At 56.7% G+C, this 22,196-nt stretch carries 14 protein-coding genes and 3 tRNA genes; 11 read left to right on the top strand and 6 right to left on the bottom strand.

The genetic code is table 11. From position 1 onward, the window contains the following. Positions 1–22 precede the first annotated feature (22 nt). The 4 genes from recC (at position 23) to recD (ending at position 11,779) form a co-directional block, all read left to right on the top strand. Entirely contained in the window at positions 23–3,403 is a 3,381-nt protein-coding gene (gene recC / locus AAF463_RS15300; protein ID WP_350261038.1) for an exodeoxyribonuclease V subunit gamma, read from the top strand. A gap of 107 nt (positions 3,404–3,510) precedes the next feature. Then, positions 3,511–6,408 carry a pitrilysin gene (gene ptrA, locus AAF463_RS15295; protein WP_350261037.1) on the top strand — a complete coding sequence of 966 codons (2,898 nt, stop codon included), beginning with the start codon at positions 3,511–3,513 and terminating at the stop codon, positions 6,406–6,408. Beyond that, positions 6,405–9,944 carry an exodeoxyribonuclease V subunit beta gene (gene recB, locus AAF463_RS15290; protein ID WP_350261036.1) on the top strand — a complete coding sequence of 1,180 codons (3,540 nt, stop codon included), beginning with the start codon at positions 6,405–6,407 and terminating at the stop codon, positions 9,942–9,944. Before ptrA ends, recB begins: the two co-directional genes overlap by 4 nt. Next, positions 9,941–11,779: an exodeoxyribonuclease V subunit alpha gene (recD, locus tag AAF463_RS15285; RefSeq protein ID WP_350261035.1), complete on the top strand. Its 1,839-nt coding sequence runs from the start codon at positions 9,941–9,943 to the stop codon at positions 11,777–11,779. The genes recB and recD overlap by 4 nt, the downstream gene beginning before the upstream one ends. A gap of 142 nt (positions 11,780–11,921) precedes the next feature. Here the strand turns inward: recD and argA are convergent, their stop codons facing one another. Further along, entirely contained in the window at positions 11,922–13,250 is a 1,329-nt protein-coding gene (gene argA / locus AAF463_RS15280; RefSeq protein WP_007891884.1) for an amino-acid N-acetyltransferase, read from the bottom strand. 233 nt (positions 13,251–13,483) lie between these two features. On the opposite strand from argA, the gene amiC reads away from it, so the two are divergent. Then, positions 13,484–14,719, top strand: a complete 1,236-nt coding sequence (gene amiC / locus AAF463_RS15275; protein ID WP_146222856.1) for an N-acetylmuramoyl-L-alanine amidase AmiC — start codon at positions 13,484–13,486, stop codon at positions 14,717–14,719. 73 nt (positions 14,720–14,792) lie between these two features. Here the strand turns inward: amiC and AAF463_RS15270 are convergent. The 3 genes from AAF463_RS15270 to AAF463_RS15260 form a co-directional block, all read right to left on the bottom strand. Beyond that, positions 14,793–14,869 (bottom strand) — tRNA-Met (locus AAF463_RS15270). Positions 14,870–14,920: 51 nt separating this feature from the next. After that, a tRNA-Met gene (locus AAF463_RS15265) sits at positions 14,921–14,997 on the bottom strand. 53 nt (positions 14,998–15,050) lie between these two features. Continuing rightward, positions 15,051–15,127, bottom strand: a tRNA-Met gene (locus AAF463_RS15260). 204 nt (positions 15,128–15,331) lie between these two features. Here AAF463_RS15260 and mltA point away from each other — a divergent pair. Both mltA and tcdA read left to right on the top strand, forming a co-directional pair. Continuing rightward, complete coding sequence (gene mltA / locus AAF463_RS15255) at positions 15,332–16,480, top strand: murein transglycosylase A (protein ID WP_101762003.1); 1,149 nt, start codon at positions 15,332–15,334, stop codon at positions 16,478–16,480. A 28-nt stretch (positions 16,481–16,508) separates the two neighbouring features. Continuing rightward, entirely contained in the window at positions 16,509–17,315 is an 807-nt protein-coding gene (gene tcdA / locus AAF463_RS15250) for a tRNA cyclic N6-threonylcarbamoyladenosine(37) synthase TcdA (RefSeq protein WP_101762004.1), read from the top strand. Here the strand turns inward: tcdA and csdE are convergent. Next, the gene (gene csdE / locus AAF463_RS15245; protein ID WP_110867956.1) at positions 17,303–17,758 is read right to left on the bottom strand and encodes a cysteine desulfurase sulfur acceptor subunit CsdE; all 456 of its coding nucleotides are present in this window, start codon (positions 17,756–17,758) and stop codon (positions 17,303–17,305) included. The two genes, tcdA and csdE, sit on opposite strands and share 13 nt — an antisense overlap. Positions 17,759–17,762: 4 nt before the next feature. Continuing rightward, positions 17,763–18,968: a cysteine desulfurase CsdA gene (gene csdA / locus AAF463_RS15240; protein WP_350261034.1), complete on the bottom strand. Its 1,206-nt coding sequence runs from the start codon at positions 18,966–18,968 to the stop codon at positions 17,763–17,765. Between the two features lie 206 nt (positions 18,969–19,174). Here csdA and AAF463_RS15235 point away from each other — a divergent pair, with 206 nt between their 5' ends. The 4 genes from AAF463_RS15235 to rlmM all read left to right on the top strand — a co-directional run bounded on the left by AAF463_RS15235 (position 19,175) and on the right by rlmM (position 22,186). Beyond that, on the top strand, positions 19,175–19,399 hold the full coding sequence (locus tag AAF463_RS15235; protein ID WP_008109575.1) for a YgdI/YgdR family lipoprotein: 225 nt from the start codon (positions 19,175–19,177) through the stop codon (positions 19,397–19,399). Between the two features lie 331 nt (positions 19,400–19,730). Further along, complete coding sequence (locus AAF463_RS15230; protein ID WP_101762006.1) at positions 19,731–20,648, top strand: transcriptional regulator GcvA; 918 nt, start codon at positions 19,731–19,733, stop codon at positions 20,646–20,648. Positions 20,649–20,697: 49 nt separating this feature from the next. Continuing rightward, positions 20,698–21,093 carry a DUF423 domain-containing protein gene (locus AAF463_RS15225; RefSeq protein WP_101762007.1) on the top strand — a complete coding sequence of 132 codons (396 nt, stop codon included), beginning with the start codon at positions 20,698–20,700 and terminating at the stop codon, positions 21,091–21,093. Further along, entirely contained in the window at positions 21,086–22,186 is a 1,101-nt protein-coding gene (gene rlmM, locus AAF463_RS15220; RefSeq protein WP_101762008.1) for a 23S rRNA (cytidine(2498)-2'-O)-methyltransferase RlmM, read from the top strand. Before AAF463_RS15225 ends, rlmM begins: the two co-directional genes overlap by 8 nt. Positions 22,187–22,196: the final 10 nt, after the last annotated feature.

Below are 22,196 nucleotides of genomic sequence, written 5' to 3'. Positions count from 1 at the left end.
TTGTCTTGTGTTTAGGAGAAATATGTTCCGGGTCTATCACTCTAATCAGCTTGATCTGTTGAAAAATCTGGCAGGTATTCTGATTGAAAATCAACCGCTGACCGATCCGCTGGCGGCTGAACAGGTGCTGGTACAAAGCCCAGGCATGGCGCAGTGGCTGCAAATGGAACTGGCTAACAGTTTCGGCATTGCCGCCAACATTGATTTCCCGCTGCCTGCGAGCTTCATCTGGAACATGTTCGTTAAGGTGCTGCCCGATATTCCTGAAGAGAGCGCCTTCACCAAGGCCAGCATGAGCTGGAAGCTGATGCATCGCTTGCCAACTTTGCTGGAGCAGGACGCTTTCCAGCCGCTGCGTCACTACCTCAATGATGACGACGACAAGCGCAAGCTGTATCAGCTCAGCGCCCGTGTTGCCGATCTGTTTGACCAATATCTGGTGTATCGCTCGGACTGGCTCAACAGCTGGGAGCGCGGTGAACGGATTGATGGCTTAGGCGAATCGCAGCAGTGGCAGGCGCTGCTGTGGTGCGATCTGGTTAACTTTACCGAAAGCCTGGGTCAGCCGATGTGGCATCGCGCCAACCTCTATGCGCGCTTTATCCAAAAGCTGGAACAGGCGCAAATGCCGCCGCCGGGCTTGCCGCAGCGCGTGTTTATTTGCGGTATCTCCGCGCTGCCGCCGGTTTATTTGCAGGCGTTGGAAGCGCTGGGCCGTCACATTGATATCCATCTGTTGTTCACCAATCCCTGCCGTCACTATTGGGGCGACATTCAGGATTATGCCTTTTTGGCGAAGCTGCAAAGCCGCCAGCGCCGCCGCATCCAGTCGGATGAGCTGCAGCCGCTGTTCCGCGATCCGGCTAGCGCGTCAGCATTGTTTAACGATATCGGCGAGCAGCAGTTGACCAATCCGCTGCTGGCGTCATGGGGCAAGCTGGGGCGCGATAACCTGTATCTGCTGAGCCAGATGGAATCCGCCGCCAACGACATTGATGCTTTCGTCGAGATGCCTCAAGACAATCTGCTGCACAGCTTGCAAGCGGATCTGCTCAATCTGGACGATAAAGCGATCATTGGCCTCAACGCCGGTGAGCTGGCGAACAGCGCCGAAAAACGGCTGCTTGATCCTGAAGATCGCTCGATCACGCTGCAGGTGTGCCACAGCGCACAGCGTGAAGTTGAAGTGCTGCAGGATCATCTGCTCACGCTGATGGAAGCCCATCCCGAACTCAAACCACGCGACATCATCGTGATGGTGGCGGATATCGACAGCTACGCCCCTTTTATTCAGGCCGCTTTTGCCAGCGCGCCGAGCGAACGCTATTTGCCGTTCGCCATCTCCGACCGCCGCGCCAGTCAGGCGCACCCGGCAATTCTGGCGCTGCTCAGCTTGCTGTCTCTGCCTGAAAGTCGCTTTGCCTCCGAAGATGTGCTGGCGCTGCTTGAGGTTCCCGCATTAGCGCAGCGCTTCTCGGTGGATGAAAGCGGGCTGCGCCTGCTGCGCCGCTGGGTGATGGAATCCGGCATTCGCTGGGGACTGGACGATGCCAGCGTGGAAGCGCTGGCGCTGCCGGTAACCGGACAACACACCTGGCGCTTCGGCCTGCAGCGTATGCTGCTCGGCTATGCGCTGGAGAGCCGCAACGGCGACTGGCAAGGGATCCTGCCGTATGACGAATCCAGCGGTTTGATCGCTGAGCTGGCGGGGCATCTGGCGGAACTGCTATCGCGACTCGAAGAGTGGCGTGCGCGTCTGGCAGAAGAGCGCACGTTAGCGGAGTGGCAGCCGCTGTGTCGTGAGTTGATTGAGTGCTTCTTTAGCGGAGACGCCGAAAGTGAAGCCGCGCTGCTGCTGGTGGAAACGCAGTGGAAACAGATTATCGAGCAGGGCATGCAGGCGGCGTATCAACAGCCGATTCCGGTTACGCTGCTGCGTGATGAGCTGCGTTCACGCCTCGATCAACAGCGTATCAGCCAGCGTTTCCTCGCCGGTCCCATCAACTTCTGTACGCTGATGCCGATGCGTTCGATTCCCTTCAAAGTGGTGTGTTTGCTGGGCATGAACGATGGCGTCTATCCGCGCACCTTAGCGCCGCTGGGTTTCGACCTGATGCAGCAACAGATGCGCAAAGGCGACCGTAGCCGCCGCGATGATGATCGCTATCTGTTCCTTGAAGCGCTGATCTCGGCGCAGCAGCAGCTCTATATCAGTTACATCGGCCGGGCGATTCAGGACAACACCGAGCGCTATCCATCGGTATTAGTGAGCGAGCTGGTTGATTACCTGGGGCAGAGCTTCTGTCTGCCGGGTGATGAAGCGCTTGAACCCGATATCAGCGAGCAGCGCGTGCGCGAACATCTGCAAAAGCTGCATAGCCGCATGCCGTTTGCCGCAGAGAACTTCCAGCCGGGCGCACACGGACAAAGCTTTGCTGCGGAGTGGTTGCCTGCAGCCACCGGCAGCGGCGTGGCACAGCCGGATTTTGTGCAGCCCTTGCTGCCTGCACCGATAGAAACCTTGTCGCTGGAGCAACTGCTACGCTTCTGGCGCCATCCGGTGCGCGCCTGGTTCCAGCAACGCTTGGGGGTGGCTTTCTGGATGGAAGAGAGCGAGCTGCCCGACAGCGAACCGTTCGCGCCTGACAGCCTGGAACGCTACCAAATCAACGCGCAATTGCTGAATACGCTGGTCAACGGTGACGATCCGGCGCAGCTGTATGCGCGTCACCGCGCCGCAGGCAATCTGCCTTATGGCGCGTTCGGGGAACTTTTCTGGCAAAGCCAGACCGAAGAGATGCAGGAAGTGGCCGCCGAGGTGAGTGGTCAACGCCAGCCCGCTGAAAGTTGGGAAATCAATCTGACAATCGGCGCAGTGCAATTGACCGGCTGGCTGACGCAGGTGCAAGCTGATGGCCTGCTGCGCTGGCGTCCGGGCGTGCTGAACATGAACGATGGTCTGCTGCTATGGCTGGAACATCTGGTGTATTGCGCGTTGGGCGGCAGCGGTGAAAGCCGCATGTACGGCCGTAAACAGAGTCACTGGCGCTTCGCGGCGCTGCCTGCTGAACAGGCGCTGTCGCTTCTGCATGCGTATGTTGCGGGTTACCAGGCCGGATTAGTCGAGCCGCTGATGCTGCTGAATAAATCCGGCGGAGCCTGGCTGGAAGCCAGCTTTGATAGCAAGTCGCAGCAGTTGCTGGAAGACGAAGCCACGCAGAAAAAGGCACTTAACAAATTGCTGCAAGCCTGGCAGGGTGGTTTCCAGGTGGAAGGCGAGGGCAGTGATCCCTATCTGCAACGCCTGAGTCGGTCTTTGGACGATGATGCCGTGCAGGCGATTACTGCCGCCGCACGCCAATGGTATTTGCCGGTGCGCCTGGCGCATCAGAATGATGAATAGCATGGGGATACGGCCTCGTTTGAGGTTGTTCCTGACACGATAAGAAAGTTTGTCTATTTCACCGCTGGGCACACAGCCAGCGGAAAAGGGTAATGTAAGGGGTTTAAATGCGGATTTACGCACGCTGGATTGGAGCGCTGCTGCTGAGCACGTTAGCGCTGAATGCCTTTGCCGATACCGATCGCGGCTGGCAACCCATCAATGACACCATTCGTAAAAGCGATCACGATCCACGCAGTTATCAGGCGATTACGTTAAACAACGGCATGACCGTGCTGCTGGTCTCGGATGCCGAAGCGCCTAAATCGCTGGCGGCGCTGACCTTACCGATCGGTTCGCTGGATGATCCTAATCAGCAGCTGGGTCTGGCGCACTATCTCGAACACATGGTGTTAATGGGCTCAAAGCGTTATCCGCAGCCTGATAATCTCGCCGAATTCCTGAAAAAAAATGGTGGCAGCCACAATGCCAGCACCGCGTCGTATCGCACGGCGTTCTATCTGGAAGTGGAAAACAGCGCGTTGCAGCCCGCAGTTGATCGTCTAGCCGATGCGATTGCTGAACCGCTGCTCGATCCGGTTAATGCCGATCGTGAACGCCATGCGGTTAACGCAGAACTGACCATGGCTCGCTCACGCGATGGCTTGCGTATGGCACAGGTGGGTGCAGAAACTCTCAACCCTGCGCATCCCGGCTCGCGCTATTCCGGTGGCAACCTTGATACGTTGAGCGACAAGCCAGACAGCAAATTGCATCAGGCGCTGACCGATTTTTATCACAGCCACTACTCCGCCAATCTGATGAAGGCGGTGATTTACAGCAACAAACCGCTGCCAGAGATGGCCGACATTGCGGCAAAAACCTTTGGTCGTGTGGCTAATCATCAAACGACGGTGCCAGAGATTGACGTGCCGGTAGTGACCGACGCGCAGAAGGGCATCATTATCCATTACGTGCCCGCACAGCCGCGCAAGCAGTTGAAAATTGAGTTCCGCATCCCGAACAACAGCGGCCAGTTCCGCAGTAAAACCGATACGCTGATCAGCTACATTCTGGGCAATCGCAGCAAAAACACCCTCAACGACTGGCTGCAAAAGCAAGGGCTGGCGGATGGCGTCAGCGCCGGTGCAGACCCGATGACCGAGCGCAACAGCGGCGTCTTCGCTATCAGCGTGTCGTTAACCGACAAAGGTCTGGCGCAGCGCGATGAAGTGGTGGCTGCGGTGTTCAACTACCTTGATATGCTGCGCACCAAAGGCATCAGTAAAGAATACTTCGATGAAGTCTCCCACGTGCTGGCGCTGGATTTCCGCTACCCATCAATTACCCGTGATATGGATTACATCGAGTGGCTGGTAGATACCATGCTGCGGGTGCCGGTTGAACACACGCTGGATGCGCCTTATCTGGCCGATCAGTTCGATCCCGCGGCAATCAAAACGCGTCTCGACGAAATGACGCCGCAGAACGCGCGCATCTGGTACATCAGTCCGCAGGAGCCGCATAACAAAGAAGCCTACTTTGTGAATGCGCCCTATCAGGTGGACAAAATCAGCGACGCCCAAATTAGCGACTGGCAGCAACGTGCCGCGCAGCTTCAGCTGTCGATGCCCACGCTGAATCCCTATATTCCGTCGGATTTCGCCATCATCCCCTCCGATGGCAAAACCTACGATCATCCGGTCGCATTGACCAATGGCGACAGCATGCGTATTTACTGGATGCCAAGTCAGCAGTTTGCCAGCGAACCGAAAGCCGCTATCACCTTAGCGCTGCGCAACAAATCGGCGATCAGCGATGCGCGCCAGCAGGTGCTGTTTGGGTTGAATGACTATCTCTCCAGCCTGGCGCTGGATGAGTTGAATTCGCAGGCTTCGGTTGGCGGCATCAGTTTCTCCACCGGGGAAGATGATGGCATCGTGTTTAGCGCCAGCGGGTTTACCCAACGTCTGCCGGAATTGCTGAAGAAGCTGGTAGAGGGTTACGCCACCTTTACGCCGGATCAGCAGCAGCTGGAACAGGCCAAATCCTGGTACCTGGATCGACTGGAAGCGGCAGAGAAGGGCAAAGCGTTTGAGCAGGCGATTCAGCCGATGCAGATGTTGTCGCAGCTGCCTTACACCCAACGTGAAACGCGCCGCAATCTGGTGAAAGATATTACTCTGAAAGAGGTCACCGATTACCGCGATGCGCTGATTCATCATGCAACCCCGGAGATTATGGTGGTGGGCAATCTCTCTGCAGAGCGCGTGAAACAGCTCGGCGATGAGCTGCAGCAACAGTTGCACAGCGATGGCCACGGCTACTGGCACAGTGATTATGTGACGGTGGATAAAGCGATGAAGGCCAATCTGCAGAAAGCCGGCAGCAGCACTGATTCAGCGCTGGCCGCGCTGTATGTGCCGTTGGGCTACAGCGAATATCAAAGCATGGCCAACAGCACCATGCTGAGCCAGATCGTTCAACCCTGGTTCTACAACCAGTTGCGCACCGAAGAGCAACTCGGCTATGCGGTGTTTGCTTACCAGATGCCGATCGGACGCCAGTGGGGCATCGGTTTCCTGCTGCAAAGTAACAGCAAGCAGCCAGCGTTTTTACTGCAACGCTTCCAGGCGTTTTATCCGCAGGCTGAACAGCGTCTGCGCAGCATGAAAGCAGAGGATTTCGCCCAGTATCAGCAGGCGCTGATCAACGATATGAAGCAGCGTCCGCAAACGCTGGATGAAGAGGCGAACCGCTTTAACCGTGACTTTAAACGTCAGAACTTTGCCTTCGATACGCGTGAAAAAGCGATTGAGCAAATTCAGCAACTGACGCCAGCCGGCCTGGCCGACTTCTTCCATCAGGCGGTTTTAGCGCAGCAAGGCATGGCGATGATTTCGCAGATCGGTGGCAGCCATGATGGCGCGACCAAAGATGACTACGCCCAGCTGCCGGGCTGGACCACATGGGATGAGGTCCAGAAGCTGCAGCAGTCGTTGCCCGCGAAGAGTGATGCCCAATGAGTCTGCTACCTGAATCGCTCAATCCTCTGACGCTGCCGCTGCGCGGTGAGCGTCTGATTGAGGCCTCAGCCGGCACCGGCAAAACCTTCACCATCGGCCTGCTCTATCTAAGGCTGCTACTGGGATTGGGCGGACAACATGCTTATTCGCGCCCGTTGTCGGTAGAAGAGATTCTGGTGGTGACCTTTACCGAGGCCGCGACCGCTGAACTGCGCGGGCGTATACGCGCCAACATTCACGAGCTGCGGCTGGCCTGCCTGCGCGGCGTCAGCGGCAACCCGATGCTGATGCAGCTGCTGCAGGAGATTCCACAGCCCGCCGATGCGGCTTCGCTGCTGCTCGCCGCTGAACGACAGATGGATGAAGCCGCCATCTTCACCATCCACGGCTTCTGCCAGCGCATGCTGAATCTCAACGCCTTTGAGTCCGGCATGCTGTTTGAACAGCAGCTGATTGAGGATGAACAGCTGCTGCTGCGCCAGGCGACTGCCGATTTCTGGCGTCGTCACTGCTATCCGCTGACGCTGGATGTCGCGCGAGTAATTGTCAGCGAATGGAGCGGCCCGGAGCAGTTGCTTTCCACCTTGCGTCCGTGGTTGCAGGGCGAATCGCCCAGCCTGCGTCTGCCGCCTGCCGACAGTGAAACTCTGGCTTCGCGCCACAGCGAAAACCTGGCGCGTATCGCCGCGATGAAAACGCAATGGCTGGCGGTGGGTGACGAAGTGCTGACGCTGGTGGGGCAATCTGACGTGGATAAGCGCAGCTACAGCAGCAAGAATTTGCCGGTTTGGGTCAATAAAGTCAGCTTTTGGGCGCAGAGCGAAACGCGTGATTATCAAGTGCCCGCCGAACTGGCGCGCTTCGGTCAGCGCATGCTTGAAGAGAAGACCAAAAAGGGCAGTCCGCCGCATCACAGTGTGTTTGACGCCATCGACACTTTCCTTGCTCAGCCGCTGTCGCTGCGCGATCTGGTGATTGCGCGTGCGCTGGTAGAGGTGCGCGCTGCGGTGCGCAAAGAGAAACGTCAGCAGGCACTGTTGGGTTTTGATGACCTGCTGAGCCGCCTCGACGAAGCACTGCAGCAGCCGAGCGGTGAGCAACTGGCTCAGGCGATTCGCCAGCGTTTCCCGGTGGCGTTGATTGATGAGTTCCAGGATACCGATCCGCTGCAATACCGTATTTTCCGCACGCTTTATATCAATCAGCCAGCGCATGCGCTGCTGTTGATTGGCGATCCCAAACAGGCGATTTACGCCTTTCGTGGCGCGGATATTTTTACCTATATCCGCGCGCGCAGTGAAGTCAGTGCGCATTACACGCTGGATACCAACTGGCGCTCGTCGCCTGCGATGGTCAACAGCGTTAACCAGCTATTTGCGCGCCTCGACGCGCCCTTCCTGTTCGCTGAGATCCCGTTCCAGCCGGTGCAGTTTGCGCCTCCCAACCAGCAACTGTCGCTCAGTATCGATCAGGTTGAGCAAGCGGCGTTACGCTTCTGGCTGCAGCCGGGCGAAGGCTGCAGCGTTGGGGATTATCAACAACGTATGGCGCAGCAGTGTGCGGCCGATATCAGTCGCTGGTTGCAGGCCGGGCAGCAGCAGCGCGCGATGCTGGGCAAAGCGCCCAATTTGCGGCCGGTACAAGCCTCTGACATCACTGTGTTAGTGCGCAGCCGTAACGAAGCTAACCAGATTCGCGAAGCACTCAATCTGCTCGGTATTCCGTCGGTTTACCTGTCGAATCGCGACAGCGTTTACACCACGCCGGAAGCGCGAGAGCTGTTATGGCTGTTGCAGGCGGTACTGGCACCGGAGCAGGAGCGTATGCTGCGTACCGCGCTGGCAACCTCGCTCTTTGCCTTTGATGCCTCGCAGCTGGATGCGCTGGATCAGGATGCGCGCGGCTGGGATGAACTGGTGGATACCTTTGCCCGCTGGCAGATGGTGTGGCAGCAGCGTGGCGTCTTGCCGATGCTGCGCGAGATGATGCTGGAGCGCCAGCTGGCGGAAAATCTACTGGCATCGGAGAACGGCGAGCGTCGTCTGACGGATTTACTGCATCTCGGCGAACTGCTGCAGGAAGCGGCTGCGCAGCTGGATAGCCCACACGCGCTGGTGCGTCATCTGGCACAGCAGATCGCCCGCCCGGATAGCCAGTCTGCCAGCCAGCAGTTGCGTCTGGAGAGCGATCGTCATCTGGTGCAGATTGTCACCATCCACAAATCTAAAGGGCTGCAATATCCGCTAGTGTGGCTGCCATTCGCCGCCGGTTTTCGCGAGGCGGATACCGCGCTTTATCACGATCGTGAGAGCTTTAACGCGGTCCTGGATCTGCAAGCCGATGAAGAGAGCCTGGCGCTGGCCGAACAGGAGCGTCTGGCGGAGGATTTGCGCCTGCTCTACGTGGCGTTGACCCGTTCGATCTATCACTGCAGCGTCGGCGTGGCACCGCTGTTTCGCGGCACGCGTAAGAAAGAGGGCGAGAGCGATTTGCATAAAAGCGCGCTCGGTTTTCTGTTGCAGCGCGGTGTAGCGGCAACAGCCGAACAGCTCGGCGCGTTGCTGCATAACATGGACGCGGCGGGCACCGAAGTGGTGCTGGCCGAAGATATGCAAGCCGAGCGCTGGCAGGTTGAGGCGGTCGCCGATAGCGTGTTGGGGGCGCGAAGCGTAACGCGCGTGCTGGCCGACCCGTGGCGCGTCACCAGTTATTCCGGTTTGCAGCAGCACAGTTCTCATCGTCTGCTTGAGGTGATGCCGAATTTCGATGTGGAAGCAGCCGGCGAAGAGGATCGGGAAGAGGAAGGGGAAGCGGCGCTCACGCCCCATCACTTCCCGCGCGGTGCTGCGCCGGGAACGTTTTTGCATGAGCTGTTCGAATCGCTGGATTTCCCGCAGCCGCCTTCCGAGGAGACGCTGGCGCAACATCTGCAGCAAAACGGCTATCCGCTGCACTGGCAGCCGATGCTCAGTGCGTGGATCAGGCGTGTATTGAGCACGCCACTTAACGCGCAGGGTATTCATCTGGCGCAGGTGCAGAGCAGCGATCGTTTGGTGGAGATGGCATTCTATCTGCCAATTGACAATGTGCTGACCGCGCGTGAACTGAGCGCGTTGATTGCTCAGGATGCGTTATCGGCGCAGGCTCCGCCGCTCGATTTCCGTCAGGTGCAGGGCATGCTGAAAGGCTTTATCGACCTGGTGTTCCGCTGGCAGGGCAAATATTACCTGCTGGATTATAAATCCAACTGGCTCGGTGACAGCCATGAAGCTTATACGCCGCAGGCAATGGCGCAGGCGATGATCGACCACCGCTACGATTTGCAGTACCAGCTCTATACGCTGGCGCTGCACCGCTATTTACAACATCGCGTGCCGGATTACGATTATGAGCAGCATTTCGGCGGCGTATTTTATCTCTTCCTGCGTGGCATGGACGGCAGCTCTCCAGACAACGGCGTGTTTCATACCCGTCCCACCTTCGACTTCATTTCACAACTGGATAGCCTGTTTCGCGGGCCGGGAGCGACAGCATGAGCGGTATGACCGCGCTTTTAGCACAGGCGGCTGAGCTGCGTTTGCTGCGCTCGCTGGATGTCCAGTTCGCTCAACTGCTGGCGGATGATGATCAACCGGCGCGTTTGCTGCTGGCGGCCTGCCTGAGCGCGGAAGCGGGAGATGGGCATGTCTGTTTGCCGTTATCACAGCTAAGCCGCGACAACCTGTTTAAAGGGCGTCATGCGGAGCTGGCCCAGGCCATCTGGCAAGCGGCAGGCAAACCGCAGGATTGGCCTGCAATTTTAGCCGGCTGGTCGGCACTGAGTAGCAGCGATTGCGCGGCACCCATCGTGCTGAGCGGAGATCGTCTCTATCTGCATCGCCTTTGGCACAACGAAGGGCAGGTGGCGCGCTTCTTTCAGTCACAGTCGGCAGCACAGCCTTTTGCGCCTGAACGGGTCAGGGAAGTGCTGGATCAGCTGTTTGGCAGCGAGCCGGATAACTGGCAGAAGATTGCGGCTGCGGTGGCGCTGACGCAGAAAACTGCGGTGATCTCGGGCGGTCCCGGAACCGGAAAAACCACCACGGTGGCAAAACTGCTGGCGGCACTGATCCGTCTTAGCGAAGGCGCGTTACGTATTCAGTTGGCTGCGCCGACCGGCAAAGCGGCGGCGCGTCTCACCGAATCGCTGGGCAAGGCGCTGCAAAAGCTGCCTGTGAGCGAGGCGGAGCGGCAGCGCTTTCCGGCCGATGCCACCACGCTGCACCGCTTGTTAGGCGCGCAGCCTGAAACGCAGCGCCTGCGCTATCACGCCGGCAATCCACTGCATCTGGATGTGCTGGTGGTGGATGAAGCCTCAATGGTCGATCTCGGCATGATGGCGAATTTGATTGCCGCATTGCCAGCGCAGGCGCGCGTGGTGTTCCTCGGCGATCGCGATCAGCTGGCATCGGTGGAAGCGGGCGCAGTGCTCGGTGATATCTGTCGCTGTGCCGAAGCCGGTTACAGCCCGATGCGCGCTGCGCAGCTGAGTGAGCTCACCGGCAGCGGGGTGGCGGGCATCGATGACAGCAGCGCACCCGCGGTACGCGACGCGATTTGCCTGCTGCGTAAAAGCTACCGCTTTGACGCCAACTCCGGCATTGGCCAACTGGCCGCAGCGGTTAACGCCGGTGATGCAAAGGCGGTTGAAGCCGCATTCAAGGCTGGTTTCAGCGATATCACCCGTCAACCTTTGCAGGATGCTGATGCGTATCAGGCGATGCTGACGGAGATTGCCGCTGGTTATCAGCCGTTCCTGAAACTCATTCGTCAACGCGCTGATCCTGCTGAGATTATCGCGGCGTTTGGCCGATATCAGCTGTTGTGCGCACTGCGTGAAGGGCCGTTTGGCGTGCAGGGATTGAATCAACGTATTGAGCAGAAGCTGATGCAGCTGCAGCTGATTCGTCGTCCAACCGGCGGCAGTCGCTGGTATCAGGGACGTCCGGTGATGGTGACGCGTAACGACAGCGCGCTGGGCCTGTTTAACGGCGATATCGGCATTACGCTGTTTGATGAGGAAGGTCTGCTGAAGGTGTTCTTTCCGTTGCCGGATGGCAGCATCAAGGCGGTGCAACCGAGCCGCTTGCCGACGCACGATACCGCGTGGGCGATGACGGTGCATAAATCGCAGGGTTCGGAGTTTGACCACACGGCGTTGGTGATGCCGGCGCAGTTCCTGCCGGTGTTAACGCGCGAGCTGATTTATACCGCGATTACCCGCGCGCGTAAGCAGCTGACGTTGTACAGCGATGACGGCGTGTTCCGTCGTGCCGTGCAGTTGCGTACCCAGCGACGCAGCGGATTACTGGAGCGGTTGAGCGGGGAGTAATTAAATATCGATTCCGCACAATCCGTCGCGGCGCGATGAATCGCGCATATCAATAGCGGCAGCTTGCCCATGCGGATATTGCGCAATAAATTGCGCCGCTGCGGTATGTGCAACTACGCAACGGCACAGTTAAATGATGCGACTATCCCAAATCCGCCATCAGCACTTTTGAACGGCGCTGATAGTTATACATCTGCTTCTTGCTCTCGGGCAGGGATTCAATATCCACCGGCGTAAAACCGCGCTCCTGGAACCAGTGAATGCTGCGCGTGGTTAACACAAACAGCTTCTTTAGCCCCATCTGACGTGCCTGCAACGCCACGCGATCCAGCAACAGTTCGCCACGCGACGAGCTGCGATAATCCGGATGCACTGCCACACAAGCCATCTCACCAATCTGCTCGTCCGGGAACGGATAGAGCGCGGCACAGGCGATGGTTAAATTATCGCGCTGAATAATGGTGAACTTATCAATCTCCATCTCCAGCTGCTCACGGGAACGACGCACCAGAATCCCTTGCTGCTCCAGCGGGCGAATCAGTTCGAGAATACCGCCGATATCGTTGATGTTGGCGCGCCGAATCTGCTCGGCCGACTCCATCACAATCTGGGTACCGATACCGTCGCGCGAGAACAGTTCTTGCAGCAACGCACCATCTTCCTGATAGCTAATCAGGTGGCTGCGGCGCACGCCGCTGCGGCAGGCTTTGACCGCACCACGTAAGAACCGCACGGTGCCTGAGAGGAAATCGCCATCACTCTCCATTTCGTCGATGCGCGCCTGGGCTTCGTTCGGGAACAATTCAGAAATAATCGCGCCTTCGCGATTGGTCACGCCCTGCTCGGAGCAGAAACCAATCATCTTTTCGGCCTTCAATTTAATTGCCAGCTGCGTCGCCACTTCTTCTGACGTCAGGTTAAAACTCTCGCCAGTAACAGAAACCGCCACCGGACCGAGTAGCACAATCGCATCGTTATCCAGCTGACGATGGATCGCTTCCTCATCAATACGACGAATACGCCCGCTGTGGCAGTAATCAACGCCATCATCCACCCCCAGCGGCTGCGCAATGATGAAGTTGCCGCTCACTACGTTAATGTGCGCGCCCTGCAGCGGCGTGTTGTTGAGGCTCATCGACAGACGCGCGGTGATATCCAGCTGTAAACGACCGGCGGCCTGCTTTACCAGCTCAAGTGATTGCGCATCGGTAACGCGCGTATGTTTGTGGTAAATCGGTTCCAGCTGTTGCTGGGCCATGCTGGCGTCAATCTGCGGACGCGCACCATAAACCACCACTAAGCGAATGCCGAGGCTATGCAGCAGACCGATGTCATTAACGATGCTTGAGAAGTTCTCATGCTCGATGGCTTCGCCACCCAACATGATGACAAACGTCTTGTCACGATGGGTATTTATATAGGGAACGGTGTGGCGAAAACCCTGAACCAGTTCTGTACTGCGTTCCTTCACGGCAAAGCCCTCTATGCATGTTTATTCGTAATTTTCGTATTTTTATGCTCTTTTGCTCTTTATTGCAAGCGCCGGGCCTGACGTTACTTTACGATTTTCATGATGCAACACGCGCTAACAGACTGCATTATCTGGTTTTTCCGGCAAGACAAGACGATTCTCATCGAGTAAAGTTTTCACTTTCTTGCCATCGAGTGATGATTTTTTAGACATAACACAGCAGTTGGAGCGGCATGTCCGAAGCTTTTACACGACGACGATTATTACAGGGCGCTGGCGCATTATTAATGCTAAGCGTGACGCGTACCGGGCTGGCTGCCAGCCAGCATATTGTGGCGGTGCGCATCTGGCCCTCATCGACTTACTCCCGCGTAACCCTGGAATCAAACGTTCCCCTCAAGTACAAACAGTTCACGCTGGGGAATCCCGATCGTCTGGTTATTGATATCGAAAATATGCACATCAACCCGGTCCTGAAAGGAGTCGATAAGCTGGTGCGCGTGGACGATCCCTATATCAAAACCGCACGCGTCGGTCAGTTTGACGCTAACACGGTGCGACTGGTGCTGGAACTCAAGCGCAGTATTGCGCCCAAGACATTTACTCTTGCGCCAGTGGCAGGTATCAAGCATCGCTTAGTGGTCGATCTCTATCCTAATCAACAATCACGGGAAGAGGATCCGCTACTGGCGTTACTGCAGAATTACAATCAGGGCGATTTAGAACGCGATCAGCCGGTGCAGGCGGCGCTGCCGGGCAAAGCGGGGCGCGATCGACCGATTATCATCATGATCGATCCTGGCCATGGCGGTGAAGATCCCGGCGCGCATGGCAAATACAAAACGCGTGAGAAAGATATCGTGTTGAAGATCGGTCGCTATCTGAAGGCGCTGATCGACAAAGAGCGCAACATGAAAGCTTATATGACGCGCAATGAGGATGTGTTTATCCCGCTGCGTGTCCGCGTGGCGAAAGCGCGAAAGCAGCGTGCGGATCTGTTCATTTCGATCCATGCTGATGCCTTCACCAGTCGGGCCGCGCGCGGTTCGTCGGTGTTTGCCCTTTCGACCAGCGGCGCTACCTCAGCGGCGGCGCGCTTCCTCGCACAAACGCAGAATGAAGCCGATTTGATTGGCGGCGTCAGCATGAGCGGCGATCGCTATCTCGACCACACCATGTTCGACATGGTGCAGCGGCAAACCATCAGCGACAGCCTGAAGTTTGGTAAAGAGGTGCTGTCACGCATGGGACATATCAATCACCTGCACAAGCGCACCGTCGATCAGGCGGGATTTGCGGTGCTGAAAGCGCCGGATATTCCCTCGATTTTGGTGGAAACCGCGTTTATCAGTAATGTCGAAGAGGAGCGCAAGCTGCGCACGTCGCGCTATCAGCATCAGGTGGCTGAGGCGATTCTGCATGGGATTAAGGCGTATTTTGATAAGGGTGCGGCACTAGCGCATCGCTGAGGAGGGCGGCAGCAATGCCGCTTTTTTCCGGACGCCAGAAACAAAAAAACACCCGTTAAGGTGTTTAAATGATTGGTTGCGGGGGCCGGATTTGAACCGACGACCTTCGGGTTATGAGCCCGACGAGCTACCAGGCTGCTCCACCCCGCGTCCGTCTGTCGCATTAAGCGACTTTTCACATTGTATTCTTCTTAAGACAATTGGTTGCGGGGGCCGGATTTGAACCGACGACCTTCGGGTTATGAGCCCGACGAGCTACCAGGCTGCTCCACCCCGCGTCCGACTGACGCGTTACACGACACTTCACATTGTCTCTTCATTTAAGAAGAATTGGTTGCGGGGGCCGGATTTGAACCGACGACCTTCGGGTTATGAGCCCGACGAGCTACCAGGCTGCTCCACCCCGCGTCCGTGGATGCGCACTATACTCTGGACGCGCGGCGATGCAACCCCTTTTTGAGACAAAACGTCAAATTTACAGTCAGTTGATGAATAAACTCGCCATTGGGTGAATTATTGTACAGATGTGAGCGTGACCGCTGATGGCAGATTTCATTCTCTCTGCCCCTTTGCTATCGTCGCCGGGCAAACAATCGATAAAAAGAGAAGGTTATGAAAGGACATTGGGCGAAGTATGCACTTACTGGCGCATTTATCGCGCTGTTAGCAGGCTGTAGTTCCAAACCGACCGACCGCGGTCAACAGTATATCGATGGCAAGCTGGAGCAACCGCTTGGGCTGGTCAACCAACCGAATGCTAAAGGGCGTCCGGTGAACGGCAAAGACTTTAGCGATCAGGTGGTGCAGATTCAAACCGCCTCATCCGGCCTGTTCGGGCGCAACAACGGTACTTACAGCGCAGTGCAAAACTGGCTGCTGTCCGGCGCGGATACGCGCCAGCTCAACCAGTTTGGTTTGAATGCTTATCAGATGGAAGGCACTGACAATTACGGCAACGTGCAGTTCACCGGTTACTACACGCCGGTTGTGGAAGCGCGTTATACCCGTCAGGGCGAGTTCCAGTATCCGATTTATCGTATGCCACCGCGTCCGCGTGGACAGAAACTGCCGAGCCGCGCTTCTATCTATAATGGTGGGCTCGACGATCGCTACATCATTGCCTACAGCAATTCGCTGATCGATAACTTCATGATGGATGTGCAGGGCAGCGGCTACGTTGATTTTGGTGATGGTCGTCCACTGCGCTTCTTTGGTTACGGCGGCAAAAATGGCTGGGCTTATCACAGCATCGGTAAAGAGCTGATCGATCGCGGTGAAGTGAAGCGCGAAGATATGTCGATGCAGGCGATTCGTCAGTGGGCGCAAGAGCATTCGCCACAGGAAGTGCGTTCGGTGCTGGAAACCAACCAATCCTTCGTCTTCTTCAAACCGGAAGAGTATGTGCCGGTGCGCGGTGCCAGCGCGGTGCCGCTGATTGCCAAGGCTTCCGTTGCCTCCGATCGTTCATTGATTCCGGCCGGAACCGTGCTGTTAGCCGAAGTGCCGCAGCTGAACGAGAAGGGCAAGTTCAATGGCAAATATGAGATGCGTCTGATGGTGGCGTTAGACGTGGGTGGCGCGATTAAAGGCCAGCACTTCGATATCTATCAGGGCGTTGGCCCGGATGCGGCGCATCTGGCCGGTTTCTACAACCATTATGGCCGCGTCTGGGTGCTGAAAGCCGCGCCGGGCACCGGTCAGCCGCTGTTTAGCAACCCACAAAATGGCAACAACGGTTCTCTGCTGTTAGGTTCTAATTAATGTCCCGTTTTCCCGGAAAGGTTTGGTTATGACAGTAGTAAGCGACGCCTGGCGACAACGTTTTGGCGGCACGGCGCGTCTCTATGGCCAGGACGCGCTGCAGCGTTTTGCCGACGCGCACTTTTGCGTGATTGGTATTGGCGGCGTGGGTTCGTGGGCAGCGGAAGCGCTAGCGCGCACCGGTATCGGTAAAATCACCCTGATTGATATGGACGATGTCTGCATCACCAATACCAACCGCCAGATTCACGCGCTGCAGGGCAAAGTGGGCCAGGCGAAAACCGAAGTGATGGCGGAACGTATGCGCGCCATCAATCCGGAATGCGAAGTGATCTGCATCGATGACTTCATCACGCCGGAGAATACCGCTGAACTGTTATCGGCGGGTTTTGACTACGTGATTGATGCGATTGACAGCGTGCGCCCCAAAGCCGCGTTGATCGCCTGGTGTCGTCGCAACAAGATCCCGCTAATAACCACCGGCGGCGCGGGCGGCCAGATCGATCCCACGCAGATCCAGGTGAGCGATCTGGCAAAAACCATTCAGGATCCGCTGGCGGCAAAGCTGCGTGAGAGATTGAAAGGGGATTTTGGCGTGGTGAAGAACAGTAAAGGCAAGCTCGGCATCGACTGCGTATTCTCGACGGAAGCGCTGATGTATCCGCAGCCGGACGGCAGCGTGTGCACTTCACGCTCCACCGCCGAAGGCCCGAAACGCATGGATTGTGCCGCCGGATTTGGCGCGGCGACCATGGTTACCGCCACGTTCGGGTTTGTGGCGGTTTCCCATGCATTGAAGAAGTTTCTGGCGAAGGCAGCGCGTCAAACGGCCTGAGCGTGCTGACGGGCAGCGCGTTGCACCGCATCCGCCAGCGCCTGTAAACCGCTGCTGCGCGACGCACTGAGCTGTGCGCGCAGACCTAACGTATCAAACAACGCCAGCGGATCTTGCTGCAGCAAGTCGGCTGGCGTTTTGCCTTCCACCGCCGTCAGTAACACCGCTAGCAATCCGCGCACGATGCGTCCTTCGCTGTCACCATAAAAGTGCAGCGTGCCGTTGTTCAGCAACTGGCTGCTTAGCCAGACGCGATTTTCACAGCCCGTGAGTTCGATATCTGGCGTCTTTAACTCTTCCGCTAACGCAGGCAGCTGGCGGCTGAGCTGGATCAGTTGACGATAGCGATCTTCCCACTGATGAAAATGGGTGAATTTTTCCGTCAGGCTGGCGGCGGTAATCAGATCGCCGAACGGATGCGGGGCGAGCAGGGTTGATGTCATGGGCTTATTCACTCAGTAAGTCTACGGCATGGCGCATGGCGCGCACCAGCGCATCCACGTCCTGCAAATTATTATAGGGGGCGAACGAGACACGCAGCGTGCCGGTGACGCCCAGCGCCGCCATCAGCGGCTGCGCACAGTGCTGCCCGGCGCGCAATGCGATGCCATGCTCGGCGAGCAGCGTAACGATATCGCTGTGGTGAATGCCGGCAATATCAAACGCCAGCAGGCTGGCATTGCCACAGCGGAAGCTGCGAAAACCGGGGATCTCGCTCAGTTGCTCCTCGGCGAGGCTCGCCAGTTGCTGGCTCCACATTTCGGCCTTTTTGCCATCATGTTGCGCCAGCCACTGCAGCGCGGCACTCAACCCCACCACGCCGGCAACGTTAGGCGTTCCGGCTTCAAAACGCCACGGCACCGGCTGCGGTGTGAAACTGTTAAAATCGACCTGCGTCAGCATTTTGCCGCCGCCTTGCCATGGATCCATCGCTTCCAGCAGTTCCGCTTTGCCATACAGCACGCCAATGCCCATTGGGCCATAAAGCTTATGGCCGGAAAAAGCATAGAAATCAATATCCTGCGCCTGTATATCCGGCGGACAATGCACCACACCTTGTGCGCCATCGACCATCACTTTGGCACCGACGTCATGGGCTAAACGGATCGCCTGCGCCAGATCCGGACAGCCGCCGGTGACGTTCGACATCTGACCAACGGCCAGCAATCGGGTACGTGAATTGAGCAGTGCTGGTAACAGCGTGATATCCGGCAAACGATCGTCGCCCAACGGCCATTTCACCACTTTCGCGCCCGCCGCTTTTGCCACCATCAGCCACGGCACCAGATTGGCGTGATGTTCGGCTTCGCTAACCACGATTTCATCGCCAGCCTGCAATCGCGGAGCCAGCCAACTGTTCGCCACCAGATTGATCGCTTCGGTGGTGCCGCGCGTCCAGACAATCTGCCGATCGTCCGCAGCATTGAGCCAGCGCGCCACTAATCCGCGCGCCTGTTCGTATTTTTCCGTTAATGCGCGAGCGGCAGCGAACTGGCTGCGATGCACGGTGCCAGCGCTGAGGCTGTAGAACTGTGCGGTTGCGTCGATCACCGCCTGCGGCTTGAGCGCAGTAGCCGCGCTATCGAGGTAGATTCCGGCATCGCTCAGCGCGGGGAACTGCTGGCGGAAGGCGCCGGGAGAAAAAATGGTCATACTCAGCCCACTGTTAATCATGTTAGGACCAGGCTGAAAGTTGGCCCGTTGCCTGGCAAAGCTGGAAAAGCGCGTTATGCTAATTATTGCAAGGTTTGAACCGAAACCCGCATAACGCGTCGCTATTCATAGTCGATTTCACTGGCGCTACCTTTGGTGAGCGCATGCGGGTGGTTTAATGCAATCAATCTGCAAGGAGATAGAAGATGAATAAACTCACCGCAGTGCTGGCCGTGTGTACTCTGGCCTTTACCCTGTCCGCATGTTCCAGCAATTACGTAATGCACACTAACGATGGTCGCACCATCGTCGCCGATGGCAAACCTAAAGTTGATGACGAAACCGGTATGATCAGCTATCAGGATGCCAATGGCAACAAGCAGCAGATTAACCGCTCTGACGTCAAAGAGATGGTGGAGATGGGGCAGTAAGGCAAAAAAAAAGCACCGCAATTTGCGGTGCTATTTAAAATCACTATGGACAGACAGGGTAAATCTACAGGAATTAAAAGCTTGATCTGCAAGCGTCAGATCAAAATGCAAACACAACATCACGACCACAAGCCAAAAGCTCTCCAAAAGTCTGCGATCTCTCGCACGTTTCCAGAAATCTTTTCGTTCCGGCTCAGGAAGTGCGGCAACTATAGGTATTTGCTGGAGCTTCCTCAACGGACAAATTATAATGTCTCGGATTAAAAAAACTAATACGTAGCGACTTTGTATAAGTTGAAGTATTACCTTGTCAATCCGGATACGGAAAACCATGTCTAAACGCCTTCCGCCGCTTAATGCTTTACGCGTCTTTGATGCTGCTGCCCGTCATTTGAGCTTCACCAAAGCCGCTGAAGAGCTGTTTGTTACCCAGGCTGCTGTCAGCCATCAGATCAAATCTCTGGAAGATTTCCTCGGTCTAAAGCTGTTTCGCCGGAGGAATCGTTCGCTTTTACTGACGGAAGAAGGTCAAAGCTACTATTTAGATATTAAGGAGATTTTCTCCGCTCTTAACGATGCGACGCGCAAGTTGCAGGCGCGCAGCGCTAAGGGTGCGCTGACCGTCAGTTTGCTGCCGAGTTTCGCCATTCAGTGGCTGGTTCCTCGCCTTTCCAGCTTTAATATGGCTTATCCGGGCATCGACGTGCGTATCCAGGCGGTGGACCGTGATGAGGAGAAATTGGCGGACGATGTCGACGTGGCGATTTTCTACGGTCGTGGCAATTGGCCAGGCCTGCGGGTTGAGAAATTGTATGCCGAATATTTGCTGCCAGTCTGCTCACCGATGTTGCTGACGGGTGATCATCCTCTCAAATCGCCGGCCGATTTGGCGCACTGCACGCTGCTGCATGATGCATCGCGCCGTGACTGGCAATCCTATACGCGTCAGCTGGGCGTCCAGCATATCAATGTGCAACAGGGCCCGATCTTCAGCCACAGCGCCATGGTGTTGCAGGCGGCGATTCATGGTCAGGGCGTGGCGCTGGCGAATAATGTGATGGCGCAGAGTGAAATTGAAGCCGGTCGTCTGGTATGTCCTTTTAACGACGTGTTGGTCAGTAAAAATGCTTTTTATCTGGTTTGTCATGACAGCCAGGCAGAACTGGGTAAAATAGCCGCCTTTCGTCAGTGGATCCTGGAAAAAGCGGCCAATGAACAAGAAAAATTCCGTTTTCGCTACGATCACTAATGCGTTGCTGGCTGCACAATGATGTGCGCATTACCTTGAGGATTGTTTGATGTCCAGTCGTGCCATGTTTGTTTTTGCTGCCATTAGCGGATTTATGCTGGTGGCGTTTGGTGCTTTCGGCGCGCATGTGCTGAGCAAATCGCTCGGCCCAGCCGAAATGGCGTGGATACATACCGGGCTTGAATATCAGGCGTATCACACGCTGGCGGTGATTGGCCTGGGTGCCGCTATGCTGCGTCGTGCCAATATCTGGTTTTACTGGAGTAGCGCCGCGATGGCGCTCGGTATCGTGTTGTTCAGTGGCAGCCTCTATTGTCTGGCGCTGTCGCACATGAAGTTTTGGGTTTTTGTTACGCCGGTGGGAGGCTTATGCTTCCTTATTGGCTGGTTCTTGATGTTGATTGGCGCACTGCGTCTGAAACGAAAGGCAGATCGCCATGAATAAAGTTTTACTCTATTGCCGTCCTGGATTTGAGAAAGAGTGCGCGGCAGAAATCAGCGCTAAAGCGGCTGAGCGCGAGATTTACGGCTTCCCGCGCGTCAAAGATGACTCAGGTTACGTGCTGTATGAGTGCTATCAGCAGCAAGATGCTGAAAAGCTGATCCAAACGCTGCCGTTTGCCGAGCTGATCTTTGCGCGGCAGATGCTGGTGGTAGGAGAGTTGCTGCGCGATCTGCCACCAGAAGACCGCATCACGCCGATTGTCGGCATGCTGACCGGTGTGGTGGAGAAGGGCGGTGAACTGCGGGTTGAAGTGCCGGATACCAATGAAGCGAAAGAGCTCACCAAGTTCTGCCGTAAATTAACCGTGCCGCTGCGTGCCAGCCTGCGTGAAAGCAAAATCCTGCTTAATTACGAAACGGCTAAGCGTCCGGTGGTGCACGTGTTCTTTATTGCGCCGGGCACCTGTTACGTCGGCTATTCGCTGCCGGAAAACAACTCGCCATTCTACATGGGCATTCCGCGCCTGAAATTCCCCTCCGATGCGCCGAGCCGTTCTACGCTCAAGCTGGAAGAGGCGTTTCACGTGTTTGTGCCTGCGGATGAGTGGGATGAGCGTTTAGCCAGCGGCATGTACGCCGTCGATCTTGGTGCTTGCCCTGGCGGCTGGACCTATCAACTGGTGAAACGCAGCATGTGGGTTTTTGCGGTAGATAACGGCCCGATGGCGCCAAGCTTGATGGACACCGGACAGGTGACGCACTGCCGCGAAGATGGTTTTAAATTCCGTCCGCCGCGTACCAATATCAGCTGGCTGGTGTGCGACATGGTGGAAAAACCGGTGCGCGTCGCAAGCCTGATGACCGAATGGCTGGTGAATGGCTGGTGCCGCGAGGCGATCTTCAACCTCAAGCTGCCAATGAAAAAGCGCTACGAAGAAGTGACACAGAACCTGGCGATGATTGATGACGCGCTGAAAGCGCAGGGTATTAATGCCCAGATTCAGGCGCGCCAGCTTTATCATGACCGCGAAGAAGTGACCGTTCACGTACGCCGGTTGTGGGCAGCGGTGGGCGGCCGTCGCGACGAGCGCTAATCCTGCTTCA

This window comes from Pantoea sp. BJ2 (genome assembly GCF_040255075.1).
GTDB lineage: Bacteria > Pseudomonadota > Gammaproteobacteria > Enterobacterales > Enterobacteriaceae > Pantoea > Pantoea leporis.
Note: the sequence above shows the minus strand (reverse complement) of the source record. Positions and strands in the feature narration are given on the sequence as shown.

Bases quoted from the DNA above. Each gene is read 5' to 3' on its own strand.
- recC (WP_350261038.1), top strand. From the start codon at position 23: ATGTTCCGGGTCTATCACTCTAATCAGCTTGATCTGTTGAAAAATCTG.
- ptrA (WP_350261037.1), top strand. From the start codon at position 3,511: ATGCGGATTTACGCACGCTGGATTGGAGCGCTGCTGCTGAGCACGTTA.
- recB (WP_350261036.1), top strand. From the start codon at position 6,405: ATGAGTCTGCTACCTGAATCGCTCAATCCTCTGACGCTGCCGCTGCGC.
- recD (WP_350261035.1), top strand. From the start codon at position 9,941: ATGAGCGGTATGACCGCGCTTTTAGCACAGGCGGCTGAGCTGCGTTTG.
- amiC (WP_146222856.1), top strand. From the start codon at position 13,484: ATGTCCGAAGCTTTTACACGACGACGATTATTACAGGGCGCTGGCGCA.
- mltA (WP_101762003.1), top strand. From the start codon at position 15,332: ATGAAAGGACATTGGGCGAAGTATGCACTTACTGGCGCATTTATCGCG.
- tcdA (WP_101762004.1), top strand. From the start codon at position 16,509: ATGACAGTAGTAAGCGACGCCTGGCGACAACGTTTTGGCGGCACGGCG.
- csdE (WP_110867956.1), bottom strand. From the start codon at position 17,758: ATGACATCAACCCTGCTCGCCCCGCATCCGTTCGGCGATCTGATTACC.
- csdA (WP_350261034.1), bottom strand. From the start codon at position 18,968: ATGACCATTTTTTCTCCCGGCGCCTTCCGCCAGCAGTTCCCCGCGCTG.
- AAF463_RS15235 (WP_008109575.1), top strand. From the start codon at position 19,175: ATGAATAAACTCACCGCAGTGCTGGCCGTGTGTACTCTGGCCTTTACC.
- AAF463_RS15230 (WP_101762006.1), top strand. From the start codon at position 19,731: ATGTCTAAACGCCTTCCGCCGCTTAATGCTTTACGCGTCTTTGATGCT.
- AAF463_RS15225 (WP_101762007.1), top strand. From the start codon at position 20,698: ATGTCCAGTCGTGCCATGTTTGTTTTTGCTGCCATTAGCGGATTTATG.
- rlmM (WP_101762008.1), top strand. From the start codon at position 21,086: ATGAATAAAGTTTTACTCTATTGCCGTCCTGGATTTGAGAAAGAGTGC.